The 23,911-nt window shown below is 69.4% G+C and carries 22 protein-coding genes; 17 read left to right on the forward strand and 5 right to left on the reverse strand.

What is annotated here, in order from left to right:
- Positions 1-16 precede the first annotated feature (16 nt).
- Both EYW40_RS13355 and EYW40_RS13360 read left to right on the forward strand, forming a co-directional pair.
- Positions 17-883, forward strand: a complete 867-nt coding sequence (locus EYW40_RS13355; protein WP_135822153.1) for an MBL fold metallo-hydrolase — start codon at positions 17-19, stop codon at positions 881-883.
- A 76-nt stretch (positions 884-959) separates the two neighbouring features.
- Positions 960-2,135, forward strand: coding sequence for a mandelate racemase family protein (locus EYW40_RS13360; protein WP_135822154.1), 1,176 nt, complete (start codon positions 960-962; stop codon positions 2,133-2,135).
- 485 nt (positions 2,136-2,620) lie between these two features.
- Here EYW40_RS13360 and EYW40_RS13365 read toward each other — a convergent pair whose 3' ends face one another.
- Both EYW40_RS13365 and EYW40_RS13370 read right to left on the reverse strand, forming a co-directional pair.
- Positions 2,621-3,592, reverse strand: a complete 972-nt coding sequence (locus EYW40_RS13365; protein ID WP_135822155.1) for a D-2-hydroxyacid dehydrogenase — start codon at positions 3,590-3,592, stop codon at positions 2,621-2,623.
- A 258-nt stretch (positions 3,593-3,850) separates the two neighbouring features.
- Positions 3,851-5,200 carry a nickel pincer cofactor-dependent isomerase, group 22 gene (locus EYW40_RS13370; protein WP_135822156.1) on the reverse strand — a complete coding sequence of 450 codons (1,350 nt, stop codon included), beginning with the start codon at positions 5,198-5,200 and terminating at the stop codon, positions 3,851-3,853.
- A 246-nt stretch (positions 5,201-5,446) separates the two neighbouring features.
- Here EYW40_RS13370 and EYW40_RS13375 point away from each other — a divergent pair, with 246 nt between their 5' ends.
- On the forward strand, positions 5,447-6,190 hold the full coding sequence (locus EYW40_RS13375) for an SDR family NAD(P)-dependent oxidoreductase (protein ID WP_135822157.1): 744 nt from the start codon (positions 5,447-5,449) through the stop codon (positions 6,188-6,190).
- Between the two features lie 9 nt (positions 6,191-6,199).
- Here EYW40_RS13375 and EYW40_RS13380 read toward each other — a convergent pair whose 3' ends face one another.
- A complete protein-coding gene (locus EYW40_RS13380) occupies positions 6,200-6,973 on the reverse strand; it encodes an IclR family transcriptional regulator (protein WP_135822158.1) in 774 nt (257 codons plus the stop codon).
- Between the two features lie 174 nt (positions 6,974-7,147).
- On the reverse strand, positions 7,148-8,107 hold the full coding sequence (locus EYW40_RS13385) for a mannonate dehydratase (protein ID WP_135822159.1): 960 nt from the start codon (positions 8,105-8,107) through the stop codon (positions 7,148-7,150).
- A 159-nt stretch (positions 8,108-8,266) separates the two neighbouring features.
- On the opposite strand from EYW40_RS13385, the gene EYW40_RS13390 reads away from it, so the two are divergent.
- The 12 genes from EYW40_RS13390 (at position 8,267) to EYW40_RS13445 (ending at position 20,591) form a co-directional block, all read left to right on the forward strand.
- Positions 8,267-9,055 carry an SDR family NAD(P)-dependent oxidoreductase gene (locus tag EYW40_RS13390; protein ID WP_135822160.1) on the forward strand — a complete coding sequence of 263 codons (789 nt, stop codon included), beginning with the start codon at positions 8,267-8,269 and terminating at the stop codon, positions 9,053-9,055.
- 93 nt (positions 9,056-9,148) lie between these two features.
- Positions 9,149-10,177: a TRAP transporter substrate-binding protein gene (locus EYW40_RS13395; protein ID WP_237560612.1), complete on the forward strand. Its 1,029-nt coding sequence runs from the start codon at positions 9,149-9,151 to the stop codon at positions 10,175-10,177.
- Between the two features lie 53 nt (positions 10,178-10,230).
- Positions 10,231-10,797: a TRAP transporter small permease gene (locus EYW40_RS13400; protein WP_135822161.1), complete on the forward strand. Its 567-nt coding sequence runs from the start codon at positions 10,231-10,233 to the stop codon at positions 10,795-10,797.
- Complete coding sequence (locus EYW40_RS13405; protein ID WP_135822162.1) at positions 10,790-12,094, forward strand: TRAP transporter large permease; 1,305 nt, start codon at positions 10,790-10,792, stop codon at positions 12,092-12,094. Before EYW40_RS13400 ends, EYW40_RS13405 begins: the two co-directional genes overlap by 8 nt.
- A 155-nt stretch (positions 12,095-12,249) precedes the next feature.
- On the forward strand, positions 12,250-13,437 hold the full coding sequence (locus tag EYW40_RS13410) for a UxaA family hydrolase (protein WP_135822163.1): 1,188 nt from the start codon (positions 12,250-12,252) through the stop codon (positions 13,435-13,437).
- The gene (locus EYW40_RS13415) at positions 13,434-13,748 is read left to right on the forward strand and encodes a UxaA family hydrolase (protein ID WP_135822164.1); all 315 of its coding nucleotides are present in this window, start codon (positions 13,434-13,436) and stop codon (positions 13,746-13,748) included. The genes EYW40_RS13410 and EYW40_RS13415 overlap by 4 nt, the downstream gene beginning before the upstream one ends.
- Positions 13,748-14,884: a UxaA family hydrolase gene (locus EYW40_RS13420; protein ID WP_135822165.1), complete on the forward strand. Its 1,137-nt coding sequence runs from the start codon at positions 13,748-13,750 to the stop codon at positions 14,882-14,884. Before EYW40_RS13415 ends, EYW40_RS13420 begins: the two co-directional genes overlap by 1 nt.
- 168 nt (positions 14,885-15,052) lie before the next feature.
- A complete protein-coding gene (locus EYW40_RS13425) occupies positions 15,053-16,078 on the forward strand; it encodes an NAD(P)-dependent alcohol dehydrogenase (protein WP_135822166.1) in 1,026 nt (341 codons plus the stop codon).
- A 60-nt stretch (positions 16,079-16,138) separates the two neighbouring features.
- Positions 16,139-16,564: a universal stress protein gene (locus EYW40_RS13430; RefSeq protein ID WP_135822167.1), complete on the forward strand. Its 426-nt coding sequence runs from the start codon at positions 16,139-16,141 to the stop codon at positions 16,562-16,564.
- A 102-nt stretch (positions 16,565-16,666) separates the two neighbouring features.
- Complete coding sequence (locus EYW40_RS13435; RefSeq protein ID WP_135822168.1) at positions 16,667-17,194, forward strand: LUD domain-containing protein; 528 nt, start codon at positions 16,667-16,669, stop codon at positions 17,192-17,194.
- Positions 17,187-19,400, forward strand: a complete 2,214-nt coding sequence (locus EYW40_RS13440; protein ID WP_135822169.1) for an LUD domain-containing protein — start codon at positions 17,187-17,189, stop codon at positions 19,398-19,400. Before EYW40_RS13435 ends, EYW40_RS13440 begins: the two co-directional genes overlap by 8 nt.
- Positions 19,401-19,496: 96 nt before the next feature.
- Entirely contained in the window at positions 19,497-20,591 is a 1,095-nt protein-coding gene (locus tag EYW40_RS13445) for a mandelate racemase/muconate lactonizing enzyme family protein (protein WP_135822170.1), read from the forward strand.
- A gap of 261 nt (positions 20,592-20,852) precedes the next feature.
- Here EYW40_RS13445 and EYW40_RS13450 read toward each other — a convergent pair whose 3' ends face one another.
- On the reverse strand, positions 20,853-21,881 hold the full coding sequence (locus EYW40_RS13450) for a zinc-dependent alcohol dehydrogenase (protein WP_135822171.1): 1,029 nt from the start codon (positions 21,879-21,881) through the stop codon (positions 20,853-20,855).
- Positions 21,882-22,003: 122 nt separating this feature from the next.
- Here EYW40_RS13450 and EYW40_RS13455 point away from each other — a divergent pair, with 122 nt between their 5' ends.
- Positions 22,004-22,735: a fumarylacetoacetate hydrolase family protein gene (locus EYW40_RS13455; RefSeq protein ID WP_135822172.1), complete on the forward strand. Its 732-nt coding sequence runs from the start codon at positions 22,004-22,006 to the stop codon at positions 22,733-22,735.
- Positions 22,732-23,829 (forward strand): Gfo/Idh/MocA family protein, encoded by a 1,098-nt coding sequence (locus tag EYW40_RS13460; RefSeq protein ID WP_135822173.1) that lies wholly within the window; start codon positions 22,732-22,734, stop codon positions 23,827-23,829. Before EYW40_RS13455 ends, EYW40_RS13460 begins: the two co-directional genes overlap by 4 nt.
- Positions 23,830-23,911 lie beyond the last annotated feature (82 nt).

Here is a 23,911-nt window from a genome sequence, read left to right on the forward strand (position 1 = left end):
GACGAACCGCCGCGACATGATACGTTCAAACTGGGGCGACTGGTTCGTCGACGAGGAAGTCGAAGCGACCGACCCCGGCGACGGCGTGACCGTCTGGTATCTGGGCTGTAACGGCTTCGTCCTCCGGTCGGCGTCGACGACGCTGTACGTCGACCCGTACTTCGGGAACGGCGACCCGCCGAACATCGTCCGGATGATCCCGGTGCCGATGGACCCGGCCGACGCCACCGACTGCGACGGCGTGCTCGTCACCCACGAGCACATCGACCACATGCACCCGCCGTCGTACGGCCCGCTCGTAAACGACTGCGGCGCGGACCTGTACGCGCCCGCCGCCTCCTACGAGTCCCCGGACTACGAGGGCGGCCTCGACGCGCCCGGCGAGCGGCGCAACACCGTCGCCGCGGGTGACGACTTCGAGGTCGGCGACTTCACCGTCCACGTCCGCGGCGCGAACGACCCGGACGCCATCGAGCCGGTGAGCTACGTCGTCGAGCACGACGCCGGGACGTTCTTCCACGGCGGCGACAGCCGGCCGGCCGACGCGTTCGCCGACGTCGCCGCGGAGTTCGACCTCGACGTGGGCGCGCTCGCGTTCGGCTCCGTCGGCGAGATATACAAGTACGACCTCGGCCACGGCGAGCGCACGCGGTGGTACATGGACGAAAACCAGATCATCGAGGCGGCCAACCAGCTCGAACTGGACCGGCTCGTCCCCTCCCACCACGACATGTGGCAGGGCGTCGGCGCGGATCCGAAGGTGCTCCACGAACACGCCGCCTCGTTCGAGTATCCGCGGGTCATCGAGCCGCCCCACATCGGCTGCTCGTTCCGCCTCGGCGAGCACGGTATCCGCCGCATCGGCGCGCTCGACGGCGAGTGAGCCGGCGGCCGGGCGGTCCGCGGCCCCGCCGAAGCGGGTGGATAGCTTTATTAGTCGCTCGGCGGAAGTGGGCGGCATGGCACCGACGATAACGAAGATAGAGAGCCGCGAGTTCGAGTACCCCCTGGAGGACGTGGGGACGGACGAACACGGCTTCAACCTGGTGTACGAGCCCGGGGAGACGACGTACCGAAAGCTGTTCGGCGTGAAGGTCCACACCGACGAGGGGATCACCGGCGAGTACGTGGGCGGGAACTCGCCCGCGGCGGCCCAGTACAACATCATCGCGAAGTACCTGATCGGCAAGAACCCGCTCAAGCGCGAGAAACACTGGTCGGAGATAAAGCGCGCGCTCCGGAAGTACGACCGGATGGGGATCGGCCCGATGGACATCGCGCTGTGGGACTTCGCGGGCAAGTACTACGCCGCGCCGATCCACGAACTGCTGGGCACCTACCGCGAGCGCATCCCGGCGTACGCCTCGACGTACCACGGCGACGAGGTCGGCGGCCTCGACTCGCCGGAAGCGTTCGCCGACTTCGCCGAGGACTGCCGCGACGAGGGGTTCGGCGGGTTCAAGATCCACGGATGGGGCGGCGGCGACGAGTCCCGCGACCTCACCCGCGAGGTGGACGCCGTCCACGCCGTCGGCGAGCGCGTCGGCGACGAGATGGACCTGATGCACGACCCGGCCTGCGAACTGGAGACGTTCGCGGACGCGCTCGAACTCGGCCGCGCGCTCGACGAGCAGGACTTCTTCTGGTACGAGGACCCGTTCCGCGACGGCGGCATCTCCCAGCACGCCCACCGGAAACTGGCGCGGAAGCTCGACACCCCTATCCTCCAGACCGAGCACGTCCGCGGGCTTGAGATCAAGTCGGACTTCGCGGCCAACGAGGCCACCGACTTCCTGCGGGCCGACCCCGAGTACGACGCCGGCATCACCGGCGCGATGAAGGTCGCACACATGGCGGAGGCCTACGGCCTGGACGTGGAGTTCCACGCACCCGGCCCCGCGCAGCGCCACTGCATCGCGGCCTGCCGCAACTCCAACTACTACGAGATGGCGCTGGTCCACCCCCACTGCCAGAACACCCAGCCGCCGGTGTACGAGGGCGGCTACTCCGACATGATGGACGCCGTCGACGACGACGGGACGGTCGAAGTGCCCGACGGCCCCGGCCTCGGCGTCGAGTACGACTGGGACTACATCGAGGACAACACCACCGGGAGCGTCCACACGTACGAATAAGGCGATAACGCGGCACGGCGCGACCGGCGGCGGTCGGCGGTCCGTCGCCGCTCCCCACGACGCCGAACGCTCCGTTCGCGGGGAACCCACAGCCGACGGACCTGTACGGTCGAACTGTATTATCAAATCACGTTACTACGCCTCGAAGGGGTGACTCCGGTCCGTAGTCGCGACACGGTCCCGTGGAGCGGGAATTTCCTCATTTACGGTGGTACAGGCCCAGTTCATGCTGATTACGACGGACCACGCTTCGACCGCCTTTGAGGACGGAATGAGAACTGCGGGCAGCGAACCGCGGTTTCGCTGCCTCGTTTCCTGGCATTGGGGCGCTTAGCAGCATATTCAGGTCGATTTCTGCAGCGGGCGCGGTTCCGGCGTTCAGTCTCCGCGGCCCGACACCTTGGCTGCGACCACACGTTCGGAACCGAACTAGTTCCAACACTCACCAGTTTTTCGATAGTTCTGTTGGCCGCCACGAACGCGATTCACTCCGGCGACCTGACCAGGTTCTCCAGGTCGGACGGCTCCGCACCGTCGTCGAGTCGCCGGACGTTCCCGGCGACGATGTCCGCGAGGCGGTCCCAGTGGGCCGGGCTGTGTCCGGCGTTGTGGGGCGTGATGGTCACGTTCTCGAACCGCCAGAGGGGGTGGTCGTGGGGGAGCGGTTCGGGGTCCGTGACGTCCAGCCCCGCGCCGCCGATGGCGTTCTTCCGGAGGGCCGTCAGGAGCGCGTCCGTGTCGACGATCGGCCCGCGGCCGACGTTGACGAGGTACGCGTCCGGCGGCAGCGTCTCGAACTCCGCCTCGCCGACGAGGCCGCGGGTTGTCTCCGTCAGCGGCGCGGCGACGACCAAGTAGTCGGTGTCGGCCAGCGCGTCGTGGAAGTCGGCGTCGTCGAACCCGATCACCCGGTCGGTCGGGCCGCCCTTCTCGGGCGTGTACCGGACGCCGACCGTGTGGGCGTCGAAGGCGGCGACCCGGTCCGCGACGGCTTTACCGATCGCCCCGAGGCCGACGATGGTGACGGTGCTCCCCTTGATCTCGCGGGCCCGGTAGTGTCGCCACTCGCGGCGCTCCTGTCGCCGTTTGGCCTCTTCAAGCCGTCGGGCGTCCATGAGGACGTAACCGAGCACCTGCTCGGCGATGTTCGGCGCGTGGATCCCCGAGGCGTTCGTCACGGCGGCCCCGTGCCCGGCCAGCGCGTCGAGCGGCAGGTGGTCGTACCCCGCCGCGACGCCGGCGAACAGATCCAGGTTCGGCGCGTCGTCGAGCAGGTCCGCGTCGAAGTGGGTCGAGGTGATGACCCTGGCTTCGGCCGCGAGCGACCGCTCCTCCTGTGGCGTCCTCGCTACCTCGATCCGGTGGTCCGGGAGTCGCTCACGGAGTTCGGCCGCGTAGTCCGCCGCCGGCATCCCGTGGGTCCCCGCTCGAAGGACCAGTACGTCGATGGTGCTCATGCGCGTCCTGATGCTGGACGAGCGGCCACAAATTCCTTTCCCCGCCGGGGATCGACGGGTTCTCACCCCCGGAGTGTCCAACTATCTTGTCCACCGATCGGCCCCTATCTTACAACGCTATGGGTGTAATACAACGTTCGGCGGGCCGAATACTTCGGTATCCGGACCGGAAACCGCCGTTCAGGGACGTTTCGGCGACGGATTCGCGTGACGGAACCGCGCCGACGCCGGCGTCCACGGCGGTCCCGCGCCGTCGGCCTAATCGAGCAGCGGCGGCGCGGCGAACTGCCCGTCGTCGAACTCGATCGGCGACGGCTCCTCGACGACGCGCAGGTCGTCCCGGTCGCGGGCGGCCTCGACCAGCGCGGCCGAGGCGTAGAGCCGGTGGAGGTGCATCGTGTCGGCCGCGCGAAGCACCCGGACGGTGTCCGGGTCGACGACGCCTATCGTCGAAAGCGCGGCGACGAGGCCGGCGCGGTCCGTCTCGACGACCGGCGGGAGCCGCACGCCCCGGATCGTACTCGCCGTGAGCGCGTTGATCAGCGTGGTCGGCGCGTCGAGTTCGGCGGCGATGGACTCGTGGATCACGTCGGCGGAGCCGACGCCCATCGCGTTGCCGTGGGTCGTCTCGGTCAGCCCGCGGGTGTAGATGCGTTTGATGTCGGGCGACTCCGGTGCAGGCTCGTTGATCGCGAACGGCCGCCGCCCGATGACGTTCGTGTCGATGCCCTGCCCGCTGATGTCCTTGCCCTGCCGGTCGAAGACGACGACGTCGAGTTCGTCGAACGGGAGCGTCGGCATGCGGTCGTACGCGTCCTCCAGCAGTTCCGCCTCGCGGTCGAGGAACCCGCTGGGCGGGACGCCCTCGACGACGGCGGTGTCGTCGTGCTGGTCCTCGACGATGGCGACGCCGCCGACGACCGGGAGCGAGTCGAGCAACTGGTCGGTGATCTCGGGGATCATCCGGCGGAACGACCAGTCGACGGCCCACTCGTGGGCGATCTTCGCGCCGCGTTGCTTCCCCATCCCGATGACGAGCATCTTCGAGAGGCCGCTCTCGACGGCCCCGTCGAAGTCCGTGTGGGGCTTGACGCGGTTGATCGGGACGATGGCGTCCGCGGCGGCGGCGTTGGCGTCGGCGACGACCGGGACGTCGCGGTCCGGGGTCCGGCCGACCTCCACGACGTCCATGCTCGACTGGATCTCACAGCCGATGGCGTCCTCGGTCACGCCGAGTTCGTTCAGCATCTCCCGTTGCCCCTCGCCGGTCGCACCGCCGTGGCTGCCCATCGCGGGAAAGACGAAGGGTTCGTAGCCGGCCGCCGAGACGGCGTCGACGACGCCCGAGACGATGGTGGCCAGGTTCGCGATACCGCGGCTCCCGACGCCGAGCGCGACTTCGCCGCCGTCGGGGACGCCCTCGAACGACAGGTCGCGAACCGCCCGGCCCGCCGCCTCCGCCGTCTCCTCAGGCGGGATCGGGTCCGTCTCCCACACCTGTTCGACGACGCCCATCTCCGGCAGGGCGGGGTCGCCGCACGCTTCGAGTATCGTCTCCTCCGGCACCGACAGGTGGCTCGCCGCGCGCTCCGCGTCCTCGGAATCCATACGGGAAGCATCGTCCGGCCGAGTCATAAACGTATCCGTCGGGGCGACCGCTCCGTCGGAGTCACGAGGGTATCAACACGCCGCCTCCGACGCTGGCCGGGAGGGCAGTCACCGGCGACGGCCCGCACGAGCGCAATCGCGCGTCGTTCCGCCGTCCGCCGTTCACTACTGTTGGACGCAGTCGCAGGCGGCCCGACGCCGACGCCACCCGAGGAATTATTCCGTCGGGGGACGCACGGACAGCCGATGTCGGAAGACCTGCACGACAAGACGGCACTCGTCGTCGGAGCGAGCCGCGGGATAGGGAAGGCGATCGCAGAGGAGTACGCCGAGCGCGGGGCAAAGGTTGCGGCGCTGGCCCGGTCAGCCGGGGACCTGGAAGCCCTCGTCGCGTCGCTGCCGACCGATTCGATCGCAGTCGAGTGCGACGTTCAGGACGACGAGAGCGTCGCGGAGGCCGTGTCGACGGCCGAAGACGCACTGGGCCCGGTCGACGTGGCCGTCAACAGCGCGGGGACGATCGCCCGCGGGCGACTCCACGAGGCCGACGAGGCGGACCTGACGCGGGTCGTGGACGTGAACCTCCTCGGCGCGTTGCGCGTCAGCAAACACGTCCTCCCCTCGCTGATGGAGACGGAAGGGACGCTGATCCACGTCTCGTCCGAGGCGGGGTCGGTCGGCGTCCCCGAACTGCCGGCGTACTGTGCGAGCAAGGGCGGCCTCGACGCCGCGATCCGACAGCTAGCGGTCGATTACGGGCCGGACGGGGTGTCGGTGGTCGGTATCGCGCCGGGGACGACGAAGACGTCGATGAACGAGGCCGTGAGGGAGCGGGACCCGTCGTGGGTCGAGGAGCGGGCGGAGGGGATCCCGTCCGGCCGCCTCGGGACGCCGGAGGACATCAGCGCCCTCGCGGCGTTTCTCGCGGCCGACCGGTCGGAGTACCTGACCGGCGAGGTGGTCCACGTCGACGGCGGATCGACCGCGTGAGCGGCCGGTTCAGTAGTGTTTCGTCTTGAGTTCGATCACGTTCGCCGTGTTCTGTAGCTCCGGGACGAACTCGTTTTCGATGCGGTCCTCGTCGAAGTCGTGTTTCGGCCCGGCGACGGAGATGGCGGCGTCGGCGGTCACCCCCTCGCTGCTGACCGGCACGGCGACCGACTTGACGCCGTTGACGCGTTCCTCGTCCTCGGTGGCGTACCCCTGCTCCCGGACGGTCTCTATCTCCGCCTGGAGCGCGTCGCGGTCGACGATGGTGTGTTCCGTCGCCCGCGGGAGGCCGTGCTCGTCGACGATCTCGGTGATCCGCTCGTCGGACTGCTGGGACAGCATCGCCTTGCCGAGCGCGGTCCAGTGCATCCGGGTGTACTCGCCGGTCGGCGCGTTGTTGAAGATGGCACCCATCGGCTCCGTCCGGTACAGCATCACCCGGTAGCCACACTCCTCACAGCCGATGGTCGCGACCTCACCCGTCTTCTGGGCCAGTTCATCGATCTCGGTACGGCCGACCTGGTAGAGACCGTTGTCGTGCCGGACCCGGCCGCCGACCTGCAGGAACCGGAGTCCGAGCCGGTACTCGCCGTCCCGCCGCACGACGTACCCGGCGTCCTCCAGCGACTTGAGGTAGACGTGGACCGTGCTCTTCGGCAGGTCCATGTGGTCGGCCAGTTCGCGGACCCCACAGCCGCCGAGTTCCTTCATCCCCTCGACCACCTCGAAGAGGTTCTCGACCGCCCCGATTCGGTTCGGATCGTTTCCCGGATTCCCGCCCATGCGTATATATCACGTACTCCCCCACAATATCACTTTCTAAAGCCGTCCAACAATAATGGACTAGAAACGACCCGAACAATCATTATGGACTTCCGGCGAGTGCGCTGGTCGGCGCTGGACGGGGAGGTTCGACTCAAGAAGTGAGTCCGTGGAACCGGCGTAGTCGCTGCCGCGCTACGCGGTCTGTTCGAGCAGGCCGCGCATGTATCCGACCGCAAAGAGGCGTCCCTTGGTGTGGTAGCCGGGGTTCGAGTTGTCCTCGCCGACCATCGTCGGGACGTGGTCGGGCCGCATCACCACGTCGTCGTCGACGGCGTCCTGGTAGGCCTCCATCGCCGCGAGCATGTCCGTCGGGCCGTCGTCGTGCCACGTCTCGACGAAGTCGTCGGCGTCGCCGTCCACGTCGCGGAAGTGGACGAAGTTGATCCGGTCGCCGAACCGGCGGATCGTCGCCGGCACGTCGACGCCCATCGCCGCGAAGTTGCCCTGGCAGAACGTGATGCCGTTGTGCTCGCTGTCGTAGGCGTCGAGCACGCGCTGGTACGCCTCGGGGCTGTTGACGATCCGGGGCACGCCACCCAGCGACTCGCGGGGCGGGTCGTCGGGGTGGAGGCCGAGTTTCACGCCGGCCTCCTCCGCGACGGGGGTGACCTCCTGCAGGAAGTACTCCAGGGCCTCCCAGATCTGCTCCCGGGTCGCGTCGATGGCCTGTTCGCCCCCGTTCCGGTGCATCCGGTCGTCGGAGTAGGCGGTCACGAGCGACCCGCCGCGGTCCTCGACGTGGGCCTCGGTCCGCGCCCACCGGATGCCGACCATCCAGTCGTAACAGACCACGGGGATGTCGAGGCGGCCGCAGTCCCGGAGGAACTGCTTGAACTCGGCGATGTCCTCGTCGCGGCCGTCGAGCCCGAGCCTGACGCGGTCCGTCAGGGGGACGCTCCCCTCGATGACGCTGATTTCGAGGCCCGCGTCCTCGTACCAGTTCTTCAGATGCAGCAGGTCGTGATAGCTCCAGTCGGTCTTGTCGTCGCCGATCTCGAGCGTGTGCACCACGGCGCTGTCCACGCCCATCTGCTTGGCGAGCTTCCATCGATCGTCCGGTTGCGGCGGTAGGACTACCGCTAGGTCGACCATAGAGTCACGAATTAGAACCACGAATAAATACCTTTCTTTTGGGCGGATTGCTGCCGGGTCGCCCGACGATACCCGACGACTTAGGGTAGCGTGGAGGCGTACCGCGGGGACAGGGGAAGATAGAAATACCGCGCCGTGCGAGCCCTTGACGGACCACGCATGAGCGACACGTTCGAGGGAGAGGCGGCTATCGTCACGGGCGCATCGAGAGGCATCGGCAGCGGGATCGCGACCGAACTCGCAGAGCGGGGCGCGTCGGTGGTGGTCAACTACCGCTCCTCCGAGGACCGGGCGGAGGCGGTCGTCGACGAGATCAGGGACGACGGCGGCGAGGCCGTCGCCGTGCAGGCCGACGTGAGCGACGAGGACGACGTGGCGGCGATGGTCGAGGCGACCGTCGACCGCTACGGGTCGCTGGACGTGATGGTGAACAACGCGGGCATGACGACGCTCGGCCCGGCCGAGGAGATCGACCTCGACGACTGGCGGCGGGTGATAGACGTCGACCTGACCGGCGTGTTCATCGGCTGCCAGGCCGCGGGACGACAGATGCTGTCCCAGCCCGACGGCGGGTCGATCGTCAACGTCGCGTCGATGATGGGCGAGATGGGCTTTCACATGCGAGCGCCGTACTGCGCGGCGAAGGCCGGCGTCATCAACCTCACCCGGACGCTCGCCGTCGAGTGGGCGACGGAGGACGTCACCGTGAACGCGCTGGCCCCCGGCTTCATCAAGACGGACATCACGGACCAGACCCAGGGGTCGGCGGGCTACACCGACGACGACATCCGCCGGCGCACGCCGATGGCCCGGTACGGCACCGTCCAGGAGATGGCGAACTGCGTCGGCTTCCTCGCGCGGGGCGACACGTACGTCACCGGCGAGGTGCTTCGCGCCGACGGCGGCTGGACCTCCGACGCCTGGCGGTATCACGAGAACCGCGCGTAGACCAGCGAACGACCCGATACCGGTGTCGCGGGCGGAGACATTCGCCCCAGGGGAAAGTTTTTTATCATTAACGCTGAACCAGTATGATGAACCATGTCAGATGGGAATCCGCGGGTCAGTAGACGCTCGTTAGTCAAGGGACTCGGTACAGGCGCGATCGCGGCGACGGCCGGCTGCTCGATGCTCGGCGACCTCGGCGGGGGCGGCGGGGGCGACGGCGTCGAGATGACGATCGCAAGCACCTTCGAACCCGGCCACATCCTCGTGCAGGCCGCGGAGACGTTCAAGGAGGAGATCGAGTCGGAGTCCGACGGCGACGTCTCCGTCGAGATCAGCCCCGGCGGGTCGTACGGCTCCGAGGACGAGATCGGCGAGGTCGTCGCGCAGGGCGGCGTCGAGGCCCACTCCGCGGGCAGCTTCCCGTACTTCCAGTTCGCGCCGGAGTACTGGTTCTTCGGGTGCCCGTTCGTCCTCTCGGGCTACGACCAGTTGCTGTCGGTGCTGGAGAGCGACGAGATGCAGGAGGCCCACGACGCACTCGTCGAGAACGGCGACCAGCGCCCGATCGGCCAGCAGATCTACCGCGGCGCGCGGAACTTCACATCCAACACGCCGATCCAGGGGCCGAGCGACGTCGACGGGCTCAACCTCCGCCTGCCGGAGCTGGACCCGTGGGTGGCCATCTGGGAGGAAGTGGGCGCGTCACCAACGCCGGTCGCGCTGGACGAGCTGTACAGCGCGCTCGAACAGGGGACCGCGGACGCCTCCGAGGGCGGCGCGGAGCAGATCAGCTCGTTCAACCTCTACGAGGTCCAGAGCCACCTGAGCCTCACGGAGCACCTGATCGCCAACGGGAACATCTACATCAACGACACGTTCTACCAGGGCCTCGACGAGACCTACCAGGACATGATCATGGAGGTCGGCCAGTCGGCGACGTCCTCCGCGGCGGAGCAGTCCCAGTCCCGCGAGGAGGAACTCATCCAGGGCCTCGCCGACGAGGGCATGGAGATAGTCGAGGACGTGGACGTCGAGGCGTTCCAGGAGCAGGCGGCACCGGCGGTCGAACAGCTGTTCGAGAACACGTGGGCGTTCGACTGGGAAACCGTCCAGAACATGTGAGCCGGCGGCAGTCGTAAAGGTAACCACCCGAGACACCCACCGTTTCATTTACAATGGAAATCGACCAATCACTCGACCTGAAGCGCGACCGGCTTTTCGATAGGGTCGTCCTGTACAGCGCGACGGCGCTGTTTACGATCACGATCGTTTTGACCACGCTCCAGGTCTTCATTCGGCTGTTGAACCTCCCCACGTTCGGCTTCCTGCACTGGACCGAACCGGCGGCGCGGTTCGTGCTCATCATCGCGACCTACCTGGGTGCCGCCGTCGCCGTCCGGAACAACGAACACATCGCGATCCGGTTCCTGCTCGAACGGCTCACGAACTGGAAACCGTGGCTCGGCTACCTGGTTCAGGTGGTCGGGAAGCTGATCGTCATCGGCTTCCTCTGGATCGCCCTGGAGGGGACGATCATCACGACCGTCGACGACTGGGCGACGTCGATCGGCGGGATCGGCTTCGTCACGTCGGGCCACCTCTACCTCGGGATCGGGATCGGCATCGGGCTGATGCTCATCTACGCGGTGATCGACTTGGTGGGGCTGGCCCGCGAACTCCTGGCGATGCGGACGGCGGACACCGCCAGCGGCCAGATCGAGGAGGGGATGGCCGATGAGTGAACTGCTCATCATCGGGACCCTGTTCCTCGGGACGCTGCTGGTGCTGTACGCGCTCGGCGTCCCGGTCGGGATCGCCATGGGCGCGACCTGCGTCCTGATGATGGTCTCGCCGTACGGGCGCGGCCTCAACTACGGCCTGATCGCCCAGCAGTTGCTGTACGGGCTCAACAGCTTCACGCTGCTTGCGATCCCGTTTTACCTCCTGTTGGGACGGCTGATGAACCGCATCGGGATGACACAGCGGATCTTCGCCCTGGCGAACGCCTTCGTCGGGCAGTTCCGCGGCGGCATCGCCCACGTCAACATCGTCGCCAGCATGATCTTCTCGGGCATGTCCGGCCTCGCCGTCGCCGACGCCGCGGGACTGGGCCGCGTCGAGTACACCGCGATGCGCGACCAGGGGTACGACAAGGACATCTCGCTGGGCGTCACCGGCTCCTCGGCGATCATCGGGCCGATCATCCCGCCGAGCGTGCCGATCATCATCTACGCCGTGCTGGCCGAGGAGTCGATCGGCCAGCTGTTCCTCGGGGGGATCCTCCCGGGGATCCTCATCGGCGTGTTCCTGATGGCGCTCGTCTTCCTGTTCGTCCACCTGCGCGGCTACGAGACGGAGGACTCCTTCGACCTCGGGGAGGCGTGGCGGTGCTTGAAGGAAGCGGTGTTCCCCTTGCTTGCCCCGATCCTCATCATCGGCGGGATCCTCACCGGGACGTTCACCGCGACCGAGGCGGGCGCGATCGCCGTCGTCTACACCGTCCTCCTCGGGATGTTCGTCTACAACGAACTCTCGCTGCGGGGGCTGTTCGAGGAGCTCCAGTACGGGATGGTCGAGACGTTCTCGCTGACGTTCATCGTCGGCGTCGCGTCGCTGTACGGGCTGGTCGCGCTCCAGCTCCAGCTTCCGATCCTGATGGCGGAGTCGATCACGAACTTCTCCAGCGACCCGACGGTCGTGATCTTCCTGCTCGTCGGGCTCCTGCTGGTGGTCGGGACGTTCATGGAGACGATCGCGGCGATCACCATCCTCGTCCCGATCTTCATGCCGATCCTCGACATCGCGGGGATCGACCCGCTCCACTTCGGCATCGTGATGATCCTGACGCTGATGCTGGGCCTGCTGACGCCGCCGTTCGGGGTCATCCTCTTCGTGCTGGAGAAGGTGACCGACGCGAGCTTGGAGGAGGCGATGAAGGCCGTGTTGCCCTACTACGTGCCGATCCTCCTGGTGTTGCTGCTCACCATCCTCGTCCCGGAGATCGTCACGTACCCGGCGACCGAACTGCTGGGCGCCTGACCGGGTAATCGGGTTCCGGTCGCGCCCGTTTTCGCGGCGGTCGTCGTGACCGCCGCCGTCGTCCGACCGCCTAGCCGTTCGGCCCCCGAAACCGACGCGGACGGGACGTTGCGGCGACGGAAACGCTTTTCCCCCGGCGACGTGGAGAGTCGCCCATGCCAACGTTCGAGGGCTACCCGCGGGACAGCGGCCCCGCCGGGGTCCGGAACTACGTCGCAGTGATACCCACGTCGGTCGCCGCGTCCGCGGTCGCCAAAGCGGTCGCGGACCGCGCCGGGGAGCACGTCCGGGCGACGCCCCACCAGATGGGGATCGACCCGCCGGCCGGCGCGCGCGAGCAGATAGAGCGGACGCTGACGGGCGTGGGGCGAAACCCCAACGTCGGCGCGGCGGTCGTCGTCGGCCTCGGTCCCGAGTCCGTCGACGCCGAGTCGATCGCCGACGGGATCGCGGCGGCCGGCCGCCGCGTCGAGACGCTCTCGATCCGCGAGGCCGGCGGGACCGAGGCGGCGCTCGACGCGGGCGTCGACCTGGCCAAGGAGTGCTGGGAGGGGATCGCGGACGCCCGCCGGGAGGAGTGCGACGCGAGCGAACTCGTGTTCGGCGTCGAGTGTGGCGGCTCGGACGCGACCAGCGGGATCGCGGCCAACCCCGCCGTCGGCGCGGCCTGCGACCGGCTGGTGGAAGACGGCGGCACGGCCACGTTCTCCGAGACGCCGGAGTTCATCGGCGCCGAACACATCCTCGCGGAGCGCTGTGCCGACGCGGAGGTCCGCGAGCGGCTCCTAAACCGCGTCGAGCGCCGGGAGTCGATGGCGGAGCTGATGGGCGTCGACCTGCGGGGCGCACAGCCCAGCCCCGGCAACCAGGAGGGCGGGTTGACGACGATAGAGGAGAAGAGCCTCGGAGCCATCTCCAAGGGCGGGACGACGCCGATCCGCGGGATCGTCGACTACGCCGAGCGCCTCCCGGTCGGCGGCGGGCTGGTGCTGATGGACACGCCGGGGTACGACATCGAGAGCGTCGTCGGCAAGGTGGCCGGCGGGGCGCAGGTCGTCGCCTTCACGACCGGCCGCGGGTCGACGACGGGGAACCCGCTCGCGCCGGTGATCAAGGTGACGGGGAACCCGAAGACCGCGGACCGGCTGGCGTCGAACATGGACGTGGACGCCAGCACCGTCATCGACGGCGAGCCGGTCGAGTCGGTCGGCGACCGCGTGTACGACACCCTGCTGCGCGTCGCCAGCGGCGAGCGGACCGCCGCCGAGCAGCGCCGGCTGGAGGAGTTCGCGGTCAACGAGTTGCAGCCGAACGAACTGGCGGAACTGCGGGGGGACGCATGAAAGGCACCGTCCTCGGCGACGTCGGCCTGCACATGGCGGACGCGGACAACGTCGTGACGGCCATCGACGACCTGGAGGCCGGCGCGGAACTGCCGTACGACGGCGAGACGGTCGAAGTCGCGGAGGCCGTCCCGTTCGGCCACAAGATCGCGCTGGTGCCTCTGGAACCGGGCGACGCCGTCGTGAAGTACGGCGAGACGATCGGGGAGGCGGTCGAGCCGATCGCCCCCGGCGAGTGGGTCCACACGCACAACTGCGAGAGCACGCGCGGGCGGGGCGACCGCGCCGCGGAGGACGGGGAGGTGGCCTGATGTCGGCACCCACCGGGCGAGAGGCGGCCGCGCCCCTCGGCGAGCGGTTCGACGCCTACCGGCGCGACGACGGCGGCCTCGGCGTGCGGAACCGCGTGCTGGTCGTCCCGTCGGTGATCTGCTCGCACATCGTCGCCGAGCGGGTCGCCGAGGCGAGCGACCGCGCCGTCTGCGCCCCGCACGACCACGGCTGCGGGCAGGTCGGGGCCGACCACGCACAGACCGAGCGGACGCTGCTGAACCTGGCCCGCAACCCGAACGTCGCGGGGGCGACCGTCGTCGGACTGGGCTGTGAGCACCTCCAGAGCGGGCCGTTCGCCGAGCGAGTCGGCGAGCACGGCGTGCCGGTCCGCGAGACGGCCATCCAGGACGCCGGCGGCACCGACGCGGCGCTCGACGCCGGCGTCGAGGCGACCGAGGAACTGGCCGACGCGGCGGCCGCGGCGGACCGGACGGAGGCGGCGCTCGCGGACCTGACCGTCGGCGTCGTGAGTTCGGACCTGGACCCGACGACCCGCGACGTCGCGGACCCGGTCGTGGGCGAGGCCGTCGACGCGCTGGTCGACGCCGGCGCGCGCGTCGTCGTCGCCGGGACCGAGCGGCTCGCACCGCACCGGGACGCGGCCGCCGGACGTGCGGCGCACGGGGAGGTCGCCGAGGCGATGCGGGCGGCCGGCGACCGCGACGCCGGGCGACCGGGCAACGCCGAGCGGATCGCCCGCCGCGCCGCGGCCGCCGAGTTCGACGAGGTGGTCGGGACGTGGGGGCACAGCGCGGTCGACGAGTTCGTGCCGTACGGCGGGCGGGCGACCGTCGAGGAGGGGCTGGCGCTGGTCGACTCCCCCTCGCGCTTCGAGGAGGCCGCGACGGCGCTCGCGGCGGCCGGCGCGTCCGTCGTCGTCCACGTCACCGCCGACGGGATCACGACGGGCCACCCGGTCGTCCCGGTCGTGAAGGTGACCGGCGACGGGACGACGGCGGAGGCGCTCGGGGGCGACATCGACCTCGACGCCCGCGCCGACGGCCCCGACGAACTGCTGGCGGAGCTTTCGCGCGTCGCCGCGGGCGGCCGGACGGCGAGCGAGGGCCACGGGCTGACGGCGTTCGCGATAAACCGCGTCGGCCCGTCGCTGTGAGGTCGGCGGGTCCCAAAGCATAATACCCGGCCCCGACGAGTGTGCCACGACGATGAACGAGGGACCGAAGCGTTCGGGAGAGCGACGGCAGCCAGAGGACCGGCCCGCCGGCGACGGGCGGTCGGATCGAAGCGACGACCGGAGGCGGGCGCGGCCGGGGTGGGCAGCGTGAGGGCGGCCGAACTCGTCGGTGCGAAGGAGTTCGAACTGCGCGAGCGGGAGCGCCCGACGCCGGGCGAGTCGGAGGTGCTCGTCGAGGTGAGCGACGTGGGCATCTGTGGCTCGGACGTGCACTGGTACGAGCACGGCCGCATGGGCGACCGCGTCGTCGACGAGCCACTGGTGCTGGGCCATGAGAGCGCGGGCACCGTCGTCGAGACGGGGGCGGCCGTCGACGGCCTCGCCGTCGGCGACGCGGTCACCGTCGAACCCGGAGTCCCCTGCGGGGAGTGCGAACACTGCCGCCGCGGCGCGTACAACCTCTGCCCGGACGTGTCGTTCATGGCGACGCCCGGCACGGACGGCGCGTTCCGGGAGTACGTCGCCTGGCCGGCGGAGTACGTGTACGCCCTCCCCGACGCGGTGTCGACCCGGGAGGGCGCACTGTGCGAGCCGCTGAGCGTCGGCATCCACGCCGTCCGCCGCGGGGAGGTCGGCGTTGGCGACGCGGTGCTGGTCATGGGCGCGGGGCCGATAGGGCTGCTCGCGGCCGACGCGGCGCGGGCGGCCGGCGCGACGGACGTCGCGGTGGTCGACGCGGTCGAGTCGAAGCTCGACCGGGCCGTCGAGCGGGGGGCCGACCTCGCGGTCGACAGCCGCGAGACGGAGCCGGCCGCGGCGGTCCGCGAGGCGTTCGGCGCGGGGGCCGACGTCGCCATCGAGGCGACCGGCGCGCCGCCCGCCATCGAGGCGACACTCGACGTGCCGCGGGCCGGCGGCACCGCGGTGCTGGTCGGCCTCGCGCCCGACGCCGAGGTGCCGGTCGACACGTTCGAACTGGTCCGGGGGCAACACGACGTCCGCGGGAGCTACCGCTTCGCGAACACGTATCCGACCGCCGTCTCCCTGCTCGAACGCGGCGCCGTCGACGCCGCGGGGCTCGTGGACTTCGAGGCCCCGCTCGACCGGATCGGCGAGGCGTTCGACCGGGCCGCCGAGCCCGACGCCGTCAAGGGCGTCATCGGCGTCGACTGACCGCCGGCGTCGACCCCCGGAGGGAGAACATTTATATTCGAACGGACACCCCCAATGCATATGGTTATCGTGGCAGCCATCAGCGGCTCCGACGGGTCGAAAGACGTCGCGGCGCAGGCGGACGAGCTCGCGAGGGCGTACGGCGACGAGCTCCACCTCGTCCACGTCATCGAGGAGACCGAGTACACACGCCGGGTCGAGAAGGAGTCCAGCACGCGGGAGACGGACTCCGGCTCCATCGAGGCGACGGCCGCGGCCGAGGCGACCGCGGGGCTCGACGAGGTCATCGGGGACCACGAGGTCGTCGGCCGGGTCGGGAACCCGAGCAAGTCCGTCGTCGGGTACGCCGACGAGGTCGACGCCCGCTACCTCGTCCTCGGCGGGCGGTCGCGGTCGCCCGCCGGGAAGGCGCTGTTCGGCAGCGTCACGCAGTCGATCCTCCTGAACACGGAGCGGCCGGTCGTCACGGTCACGGGAGGGGAGTGACCATTCCCCACCCCACCATGACGGCGCCGCCGCACTCGGCCGGGGCGAACCGTCGCCCGCCGACCGGTCACACCGCGACCGACGAACGACTCCGGAGGAACGATGTCTGAGGGACGAGCGGCCACCGATCCGGTCGCGGAGTTCCGGCAGTCGCTGTCGGACCTCGACACGCCGTCGACGGTCGTCGCCCCCGACGAACTGGGGGCGGCGCTCGAGGACGTGGTCGAGACGCCCGCAGTCGGCGCGGAACTCCCCTTCGACGACCTCTCCCTCGCGGACGCGCCGGTAACGCTCGACCCGTCCCCCGCCCAGTTGCGGGCGGCGGCGTCGGGCGTGACGGGGTCGCGCATGGGGATCGCGTCGCTCGGCACGGTCGCCGTCGAGTCGCGGGCCGAGGGCGACGAGGTCGTCGGGCTGTACCCGTCACAGCACGTGGCCGTGATCAAGGCGAGCGACATCAGGGCGGACCTCGCGGACGCCTTCGACTGGCTCCGGGCCGAGTTCGAGGCCGGCCGGCGGTCGTTCGTCCTCGCGACCGGGCCGAGTTCGACCGGGGACATGGGCGCGCTCGTGCAGGGCGTCCACGGCCCCGAAGCGGTTCACATCGTCATCGTCAGGGACAATGAGTGACTCACAACGACCGGATGCCGACCGCATCCGCACGCTGCTGGCATCGGAGGGCGACGAGATAAAGGAGAACACCCGGCTGTTCAACGCCGGGCGGTACGACGCCGTGAAGGACGTCGGGGAGGACGTCCACGAGCGGAACCGGACCCGGGCGCGGGAGATAAAGGAGGACGCCATCGAGCGCCTCCCGGAGCTCATCCATCAAACGCGAAACGCCGTCGAGGCAAACGGCGGGACGGTGTACGTCGCGGACGACGCCGCCGACGCGAACCGGTACATCGCCGAGGTGGCGGAGGCGAAGGACGCCGGCTCAGTCGTGAAATCGAAGTCGATGACGACCGAGGAGATAGACCTCAACGAGGCCCTCGAGGACGGCGGGCTGGAGGTCTGGGAGACCGACCTCGGGGAGTTCGTCGTCCAGGTCGCCGAGGAGTCGCCGTCCCACATCGTCGGCCCCTCGCTGCACAAGTCCCGCGAGGAGATAACGGAGTTGTTCGAGCGGGAGTTCGACCCCGACGAACCGCTCGACTCCGCCCAGAAGCTGACCGCGTTCGCCCGGGAGTTCCTCGGCGAGCGCATCGACGACGCGGAGGTCGGCATCACGGGCGCGAACTTCGTCATGGCCGAGAGCGGGTCCATCGCGCTCGTGACCAACGAGGGGAACGCCCGCAAGTGCGCGTCGATCCCCGACACGCACGTCGCCGTCGCGGGGATCGAGAAGATCATCCCCTCGGTCGCCGAACTGGAGCCGTTCGCGGAGCTCATCTCGCGGTCGGCCACCGGGCAGGAGATCCCCCAGTACCTGTCGCTGCTGACGCCGCCGGTCGACACGCCGACGGTCGACTTCGACCGGCCGGACGAGCCCGGCTTCGGGGGCGGAGACGGGGAGCGGGACTTCCACCTCGTGCTCATCGACAACGGCCGGCGGGCGATGCGCCAGGACGAAGACCTCCGGGAGACGCTGTACTGCATCCGGTGTGGCGCGTGTGCGAACTCCTGTGCGAACTTCCAGTCGGTCGGCGGCCACGCCTTCGGCGGCGAGACGTACACGGGCGGCATCGCCACCGGTTGGGAGGCCGGGATCGAGGGCAACGACGTCGCCGAGGAGTTCAACGACCTCTGTACCGGCTGTTCGCGCTGCGTGAACGCCTGTCCGGTGAAGATCGACATCCCGTGGATCAACACGGTCGTCCGCGACCGCATCAACCGCGGGAAGGACCCGGGGTTCGACGACCTGCTCGTCGACGGGCTCGTGCCCGACGAGGAGGAGAGCGGCACGCCGCTGCGCAAGCGGTTCTTCGGGAACTTCGAGACCGTCGCCAAACTCGGGAGCGCGACGGCCCCCCTCTCCAACGCCGTCGCCTCGACCGGCATCGCCCGGAAGGCGATGGAGTCGGTACTGGGCGTCGACGCCCGGCGCGACCTGCCGGAGTTCGAGCGCACGACGCTCAAGGACTGGGCCGCGGAGCGCGAGAGCCGCGTCGCGGACCCCGACCGGCGCGTCGCGCTGTACCCGGACGTGTACACGAACTACGTCCAGACCGAGCGCGGCAAGGCCGCCGTCCGCGTGCTGGAGGCGCTGGGCTGTGAGGTGGTCGTCCCCGACGTCGGCGGGTCCGGCCGCGCACCGCTGTCGCAGGGGATGATCGCGACGGCCGAGTCGAAGGCCGAGGACGCCGCGGCGTCGCTGCTCCCGTACGTTGAGGAGGGGTACGACGTGGTCGTCGTCGAGCCGAGCGACCTGGCGATGTTCCGCCGGGAGTACGAGAAGCTGCTCGACGCCGGGACCCAGGAGCGCCTCGACGAGGGGAGCTACGAGGTGCTGGAGTACGTGTTCGGGCTGCTGGAGAACGGCGCGGACGCCGACGCGCTGCCGGCCGGCGACGGGCACGGCGTCGCGTACCACAGCCACTGCCAGCAGCGGACGCTCGGGCTGGAGACGTACACCGAGACGGTGCTCGACCGGCTCGGCTACGACGTGTTGACCTCCGACGTGGAGTGTTGCGGCATGGCCGGCAGCTTCGGCTACAAGTCGGAGTACTACGAGCTGAGCATGGACGTCGGCGAGACGCTCGCCGAGCAGTTCGAGCCGGAGGCCGACGAGCGTACGGTCGTCGCCAGCGGCACCTCCTGCATGGAGCAACTCGACGCGCTCCTGTCGCCGGGGACGCGCCACCCGGTCGAACTCCTCGACCCCGTCCGCCGCTGACGGACGCCGGGCGCTCCTTCCGCCCGCGGACGACGACTGCGACGGCGGCCGGCCGCGTGGGCAAACTGTTTGTACCGGGGCCGCGACAGGCCGTTCATGCACGATGCAGCAACGGCCACCGTGCGGAGCGTCGACACCAGCCTCTACCGCGTGCCGAACGAGGAGGTGCTGGAGGACGCGACCCAGTCGTTCGACACGCTGGAGATAGTGGCGCTGACCGCGAGGTCCGACGCCGGCCACGCCGGCCTCGGGTTCACCTACACCATCGGCCGCGGCGGGGCGGCGACGAAGCGCTTCCTCGACGACGTGCTCGCGCCGCGACTGGAGGGCCAGCCGGTCGCCCCGAAGACCGTGCGGGCGAACCTCCGGGGCGAGACCACGTTCATCGGCCGCGAGGGGATAAGCGAGTTCGCCGTCGCCGCCGCGGACATCGCGCTGTGGGACCTCCTCGGGAAGACCGCGGGGCTGCCGCTGTGCGAACTGCTCGGCGGCGCGCGGGAGCCGGTGCGGATGTACGAGACGGACGGCGGCTGGCTGCAGTACGACGCCGACGCGCTGGTCGAGAACGCCGAGGGGATCGCCGACGCCGGGTTCGCCGGCATGAAGATGAAGGTCGGGTCGTCGCTCGACCGCGACGTCGAGCGCGTCCGGGCCGTCCGGGAGACTCTCCCGGCCGACCTTGACCTGATGCTGGACGCGAACTGCTCGTACTCGGTGCCGGAGGCCCGCGCGCTGGCCGGGCGACTCGACGACGTGGCGATCACCTGGCTGGAGGAGCCGCTGCCAAAGGGCGACTACGCGTCGTACGCCGACCTGCGCAGCCGCGTCGACGTGCCGATAGCCACCGGGGAGAACTTCTACAACGAGACGCAGTTCCGGCAGGTTCTCCGGCGGGACGCCGTCGACTACGTCCAGCCCGACGTCTGCCGCGTCGGCGGGATTACGCCGTGGGTGAACGTCGCCGAGCAGGCGGCCGCGACGGGCGTCCCCGTGTCGCCCCACTACATCGAACCGCTCCACGCGCACCTCGCGTGTGCCTTCGACAACGTGCCCTACATCGAACACCACTCGACGGTGTTGGACGAACTGCTGGCCGACCCCGTCCCGGTCGAGGGCGGGGAGATAACGCCCCCGGACCGGCCCGGCCACGGGATGACCTTCGAGGGCGTCGAGACGTACCGGGCCGACTGACGGCCGCCTGCTTCGGTTGCTCGTCCGTCGGAACCGCTCGTCCATCGATGGTGGACAGTGCGTGTGAAGAAACGTTAGGAACCACTCCGTGAGAAATTACAGTATTAGGATTGTAAACCGAACGCCGTTTCGTCGGTTATACATAAAAGATAGATACATATAGAGCACCCGTGAGGCCGCGAACGGTGGCTTCCGCGGAACAGCACTCGTTCAGTATCGTTGGACACGCTTTCGGACCCGGCGAGCGTGGGCGACGGTCCGTCAGTCGAACGAGAACACCGGTTTACACGTCTCGGAGGCGAGGAACGCCTCGAACGCCGCCGTCGGTTCGTCGGCGTCGAACGACCGGTCGGCCATCGCGGTCGGGTCTATCGACCCGTTGTCCATCAGCCGTATCGCCTGCTCGAAGTTCCGCCAGCGGGACCCGTACGACGTCTCGACCCGGATCTCGCCGCGCACGACCGGCGTCACGTACATCTCGCTGGGTTCCCCGGGGAGGCCGACGACGACCACTTCGCCGCCCTTCCGGACGTGCTCGACGGCCTCCTCCAGGCCGGTGTGGTGGCCGGTCGTGTCGAAGACGACGTCGAACCCGCGGCCGTCGGTGAACGCGTCCATCCGGTCCCCGGCACCCTCCGCGGCAGCGTTGACGGTCGGGAGCCCCAGGTCCTCGACGAGCGGGAGCCGGTACGCCGTGTCCCGCCCGACGCCCGAGACCAGCACGTTCGCGCCCAGCGAGTCCGCGACCATCGCCACGAGCACGCCGATCGGTCCCGGCCCCTCGACGAGGACGTCGTCGCCGGGCGTGACGGAGGACTGCGTGAGCACCGCCCGCGTCGCGACGCTCGTCGGCTCCGTGAGCGCCGCCGCCCGCAGGGGGACGGAGTCGGGCACCCGGTGGACGAACTCCTCGTCGACCGTCGTGTACTCCGCGTACGCCCCGTCCCGGTGCATCCCGGTGATCGAGAAGTCGGCGCACACGTTCGGCTGCCCGTTCCGGCACTGGAAGCAGTCGCCGCAGTCGTGGACCGGTTCCTCGACCACGTGGTCGCCGACCGAGAACCGGGAGACGCCGTCGCCAACCGCGGCGACCGTCCCGGCGTACTCGTGGCCCATGATCCGGGGGATGGCGATCCACTCGTACCCGCCCTCGTAGCCGTAGGCGTGGGCGTCGCTCCCGCAGAGGCCGGCACTGTGGACGTCGATGAGCACCTCGGTTTCGCCCGGCTCCGGCGTCTCGCGTCGCTGTACCTCGACCTCCTTCGGTCCCGTCTGTACGATCGCCTTCATGGTCACTGGTCTCGTCCGTCCCCCGGTTCGGGACCCGGTGCCATGAAGCTACTGCCGGCCGCCGCGGGCGCGACCACCGGGGCATCAGAATGTTTTTCACGGTTGGGAGTGACACCGCACGTATGCGAAAAGTCCGATTCGAAGACCCCGCGGGGAGCGTTCGCAACGGCACCTGGACCGACGACGGGATCGAGTTCGGCGGGCGGACGTACGACCCGGAGGAGGTCGACGTGTTGCCCCCGACCGAGCCGAGCAAGATCGTCTGTGTCGGCCTCAACTACGCCGACCACGCCGAGGAGGAGGGCATGGAACTGCCCGACCGGCCGCTGCTGTTCCTGAAGCCGCCGAACACGGTGTCCGGCCACGGGGACACGATCCCGCTCCCAGAGGGCAAGGAGACCGTCGAGTGGGAGGCCGAACTGGGCGTCGTGATCGGCGAGCAGTGCCGGAACGTCCCCGAGAGCGAGGCGATGGACGTCGTCGAGGGGTTCACCTGCCTCAACGACGTGTCGAACCGCGACGACCAGCGCGTCGAGCAGAACTGGGTCCGCGGGAAGGCGTTCGACAACGCCGCCCCGGTCGGCCCGGTCGTGGCGACGCCCGACGAGGTGCCCGACGACGCCGGCATCGAACTGCGCGTCAACGGCGAGGTCCAGCAGGACTCCGGGCGCGACCAGTTCATCTTCGGCGTCGAGGAACTGATCGCCGAGATCACGACGTACATGACCCTGGAAGCGGGCGACGTGATCTCCACCGGGACGCCGGCGGGCGTCGGCCCGCTCTCCGACGGCGACGTCGTCGAGGTCGAGGTCGAGGGCGTCGGCACCCTCGAAAACGAGTTCGTCCGCCGATGACGTATCGCGCGGGCATCATCGGCACCGGCGGGATCGCCGGCATGGGCATCCTCGGCATGCACGACGAGGAGGCCATCGGGAAGGAGAAGATCCGCGCCAGCCACGCCGGCGGCTACGACGAGGCCGAGGGCGTCGAACTCGTCGCCGTCGCCGACGTCGACGAGGAGAAACTCGACACGTTCGGCGAGGCCTGGGACATCCCGCCCGAAGGCCGGTACGTCGGCCACGAGGCGATGCTGGAGGCGGAGGACCTGGATGTCGTCTCGGTGTGTACGCCGTCGTTCCTGCACCGCGACCACGTGGTCGACACGGTGCGGGCCGCGGCCGACCCGGACGTGGTCTGGTGCGAGAAGCCGATCGCCTCCTCGGTGACCGACGCCGAGGAGATGATCGACGCCTGTGACGACGCCGACGCGGAACTGCTGGTGAACCACTCGTTCCGCTTTACCGACAAGCTCCGCCGGCTCCACGACCTGATGCAGGAGGAGGACCTGCTGGGCGAGGTCCACTCGGTGTCGAGCCAGTTCCGGATGGAACTGCTCCGGAACTCGACGCATCTGCTCGACACGCTCGTCTACCTGCTGGACGCCCGCGCGGACCGGGTGTCCGGCTACATCTCCGGGGAGAACGAGGCGGTCGACTCGCTCGACGCCGACCGGGACGTCGACGACGCCGCCGGCGGCGGCTACGCCCTCATGGACGACGGGACGTTCGCGACGATAGACTGTACCATCCCGCGGGACGACTCGTCGATGACGCTCTCGTTCGTCGGGAGCGAGGGGAAACTGTACATGAACAACGACGACGGCGAGTGGCGCTACTGGTCGCTGGAGGACGGCGAGCACGTCGAGGAGCCGCTGCCCGGCATCGAGGGCGCGTGGACCTGGGACGACGACTACGAGTCGGCGTTCGCCAACGCGGCCGACCACGTCGTCGAACTCCTCGACGGCGATGCGACGAACCGCTCGCCCGGACGGGAGGCCGCCCGATCGCTGGAGATCATCGCCGGGTTCTACATCTCCCACTACACGGGCGGCGACGTGTCGGTCCCGCTGGACCGGCCGCTCCGCGACGTGACGATCACCTCCTGGTAGGTCGGGGAAATCCGCAGTCCTGCGGTCTTCGGGGAAGTGATTTCGCTGTTCTCGCTCGGTCTCGACTGTCGCCGATGAGCCT

It is taken from the genome of Halostella litorea (genome assembly GCF_004785955.1).
Classification (GTDB): Archaea; Halobacteriota; Halobacteria; order Halobacteriales; family Natronoarchaeaceae; genus Halostella; species Halostella litorea.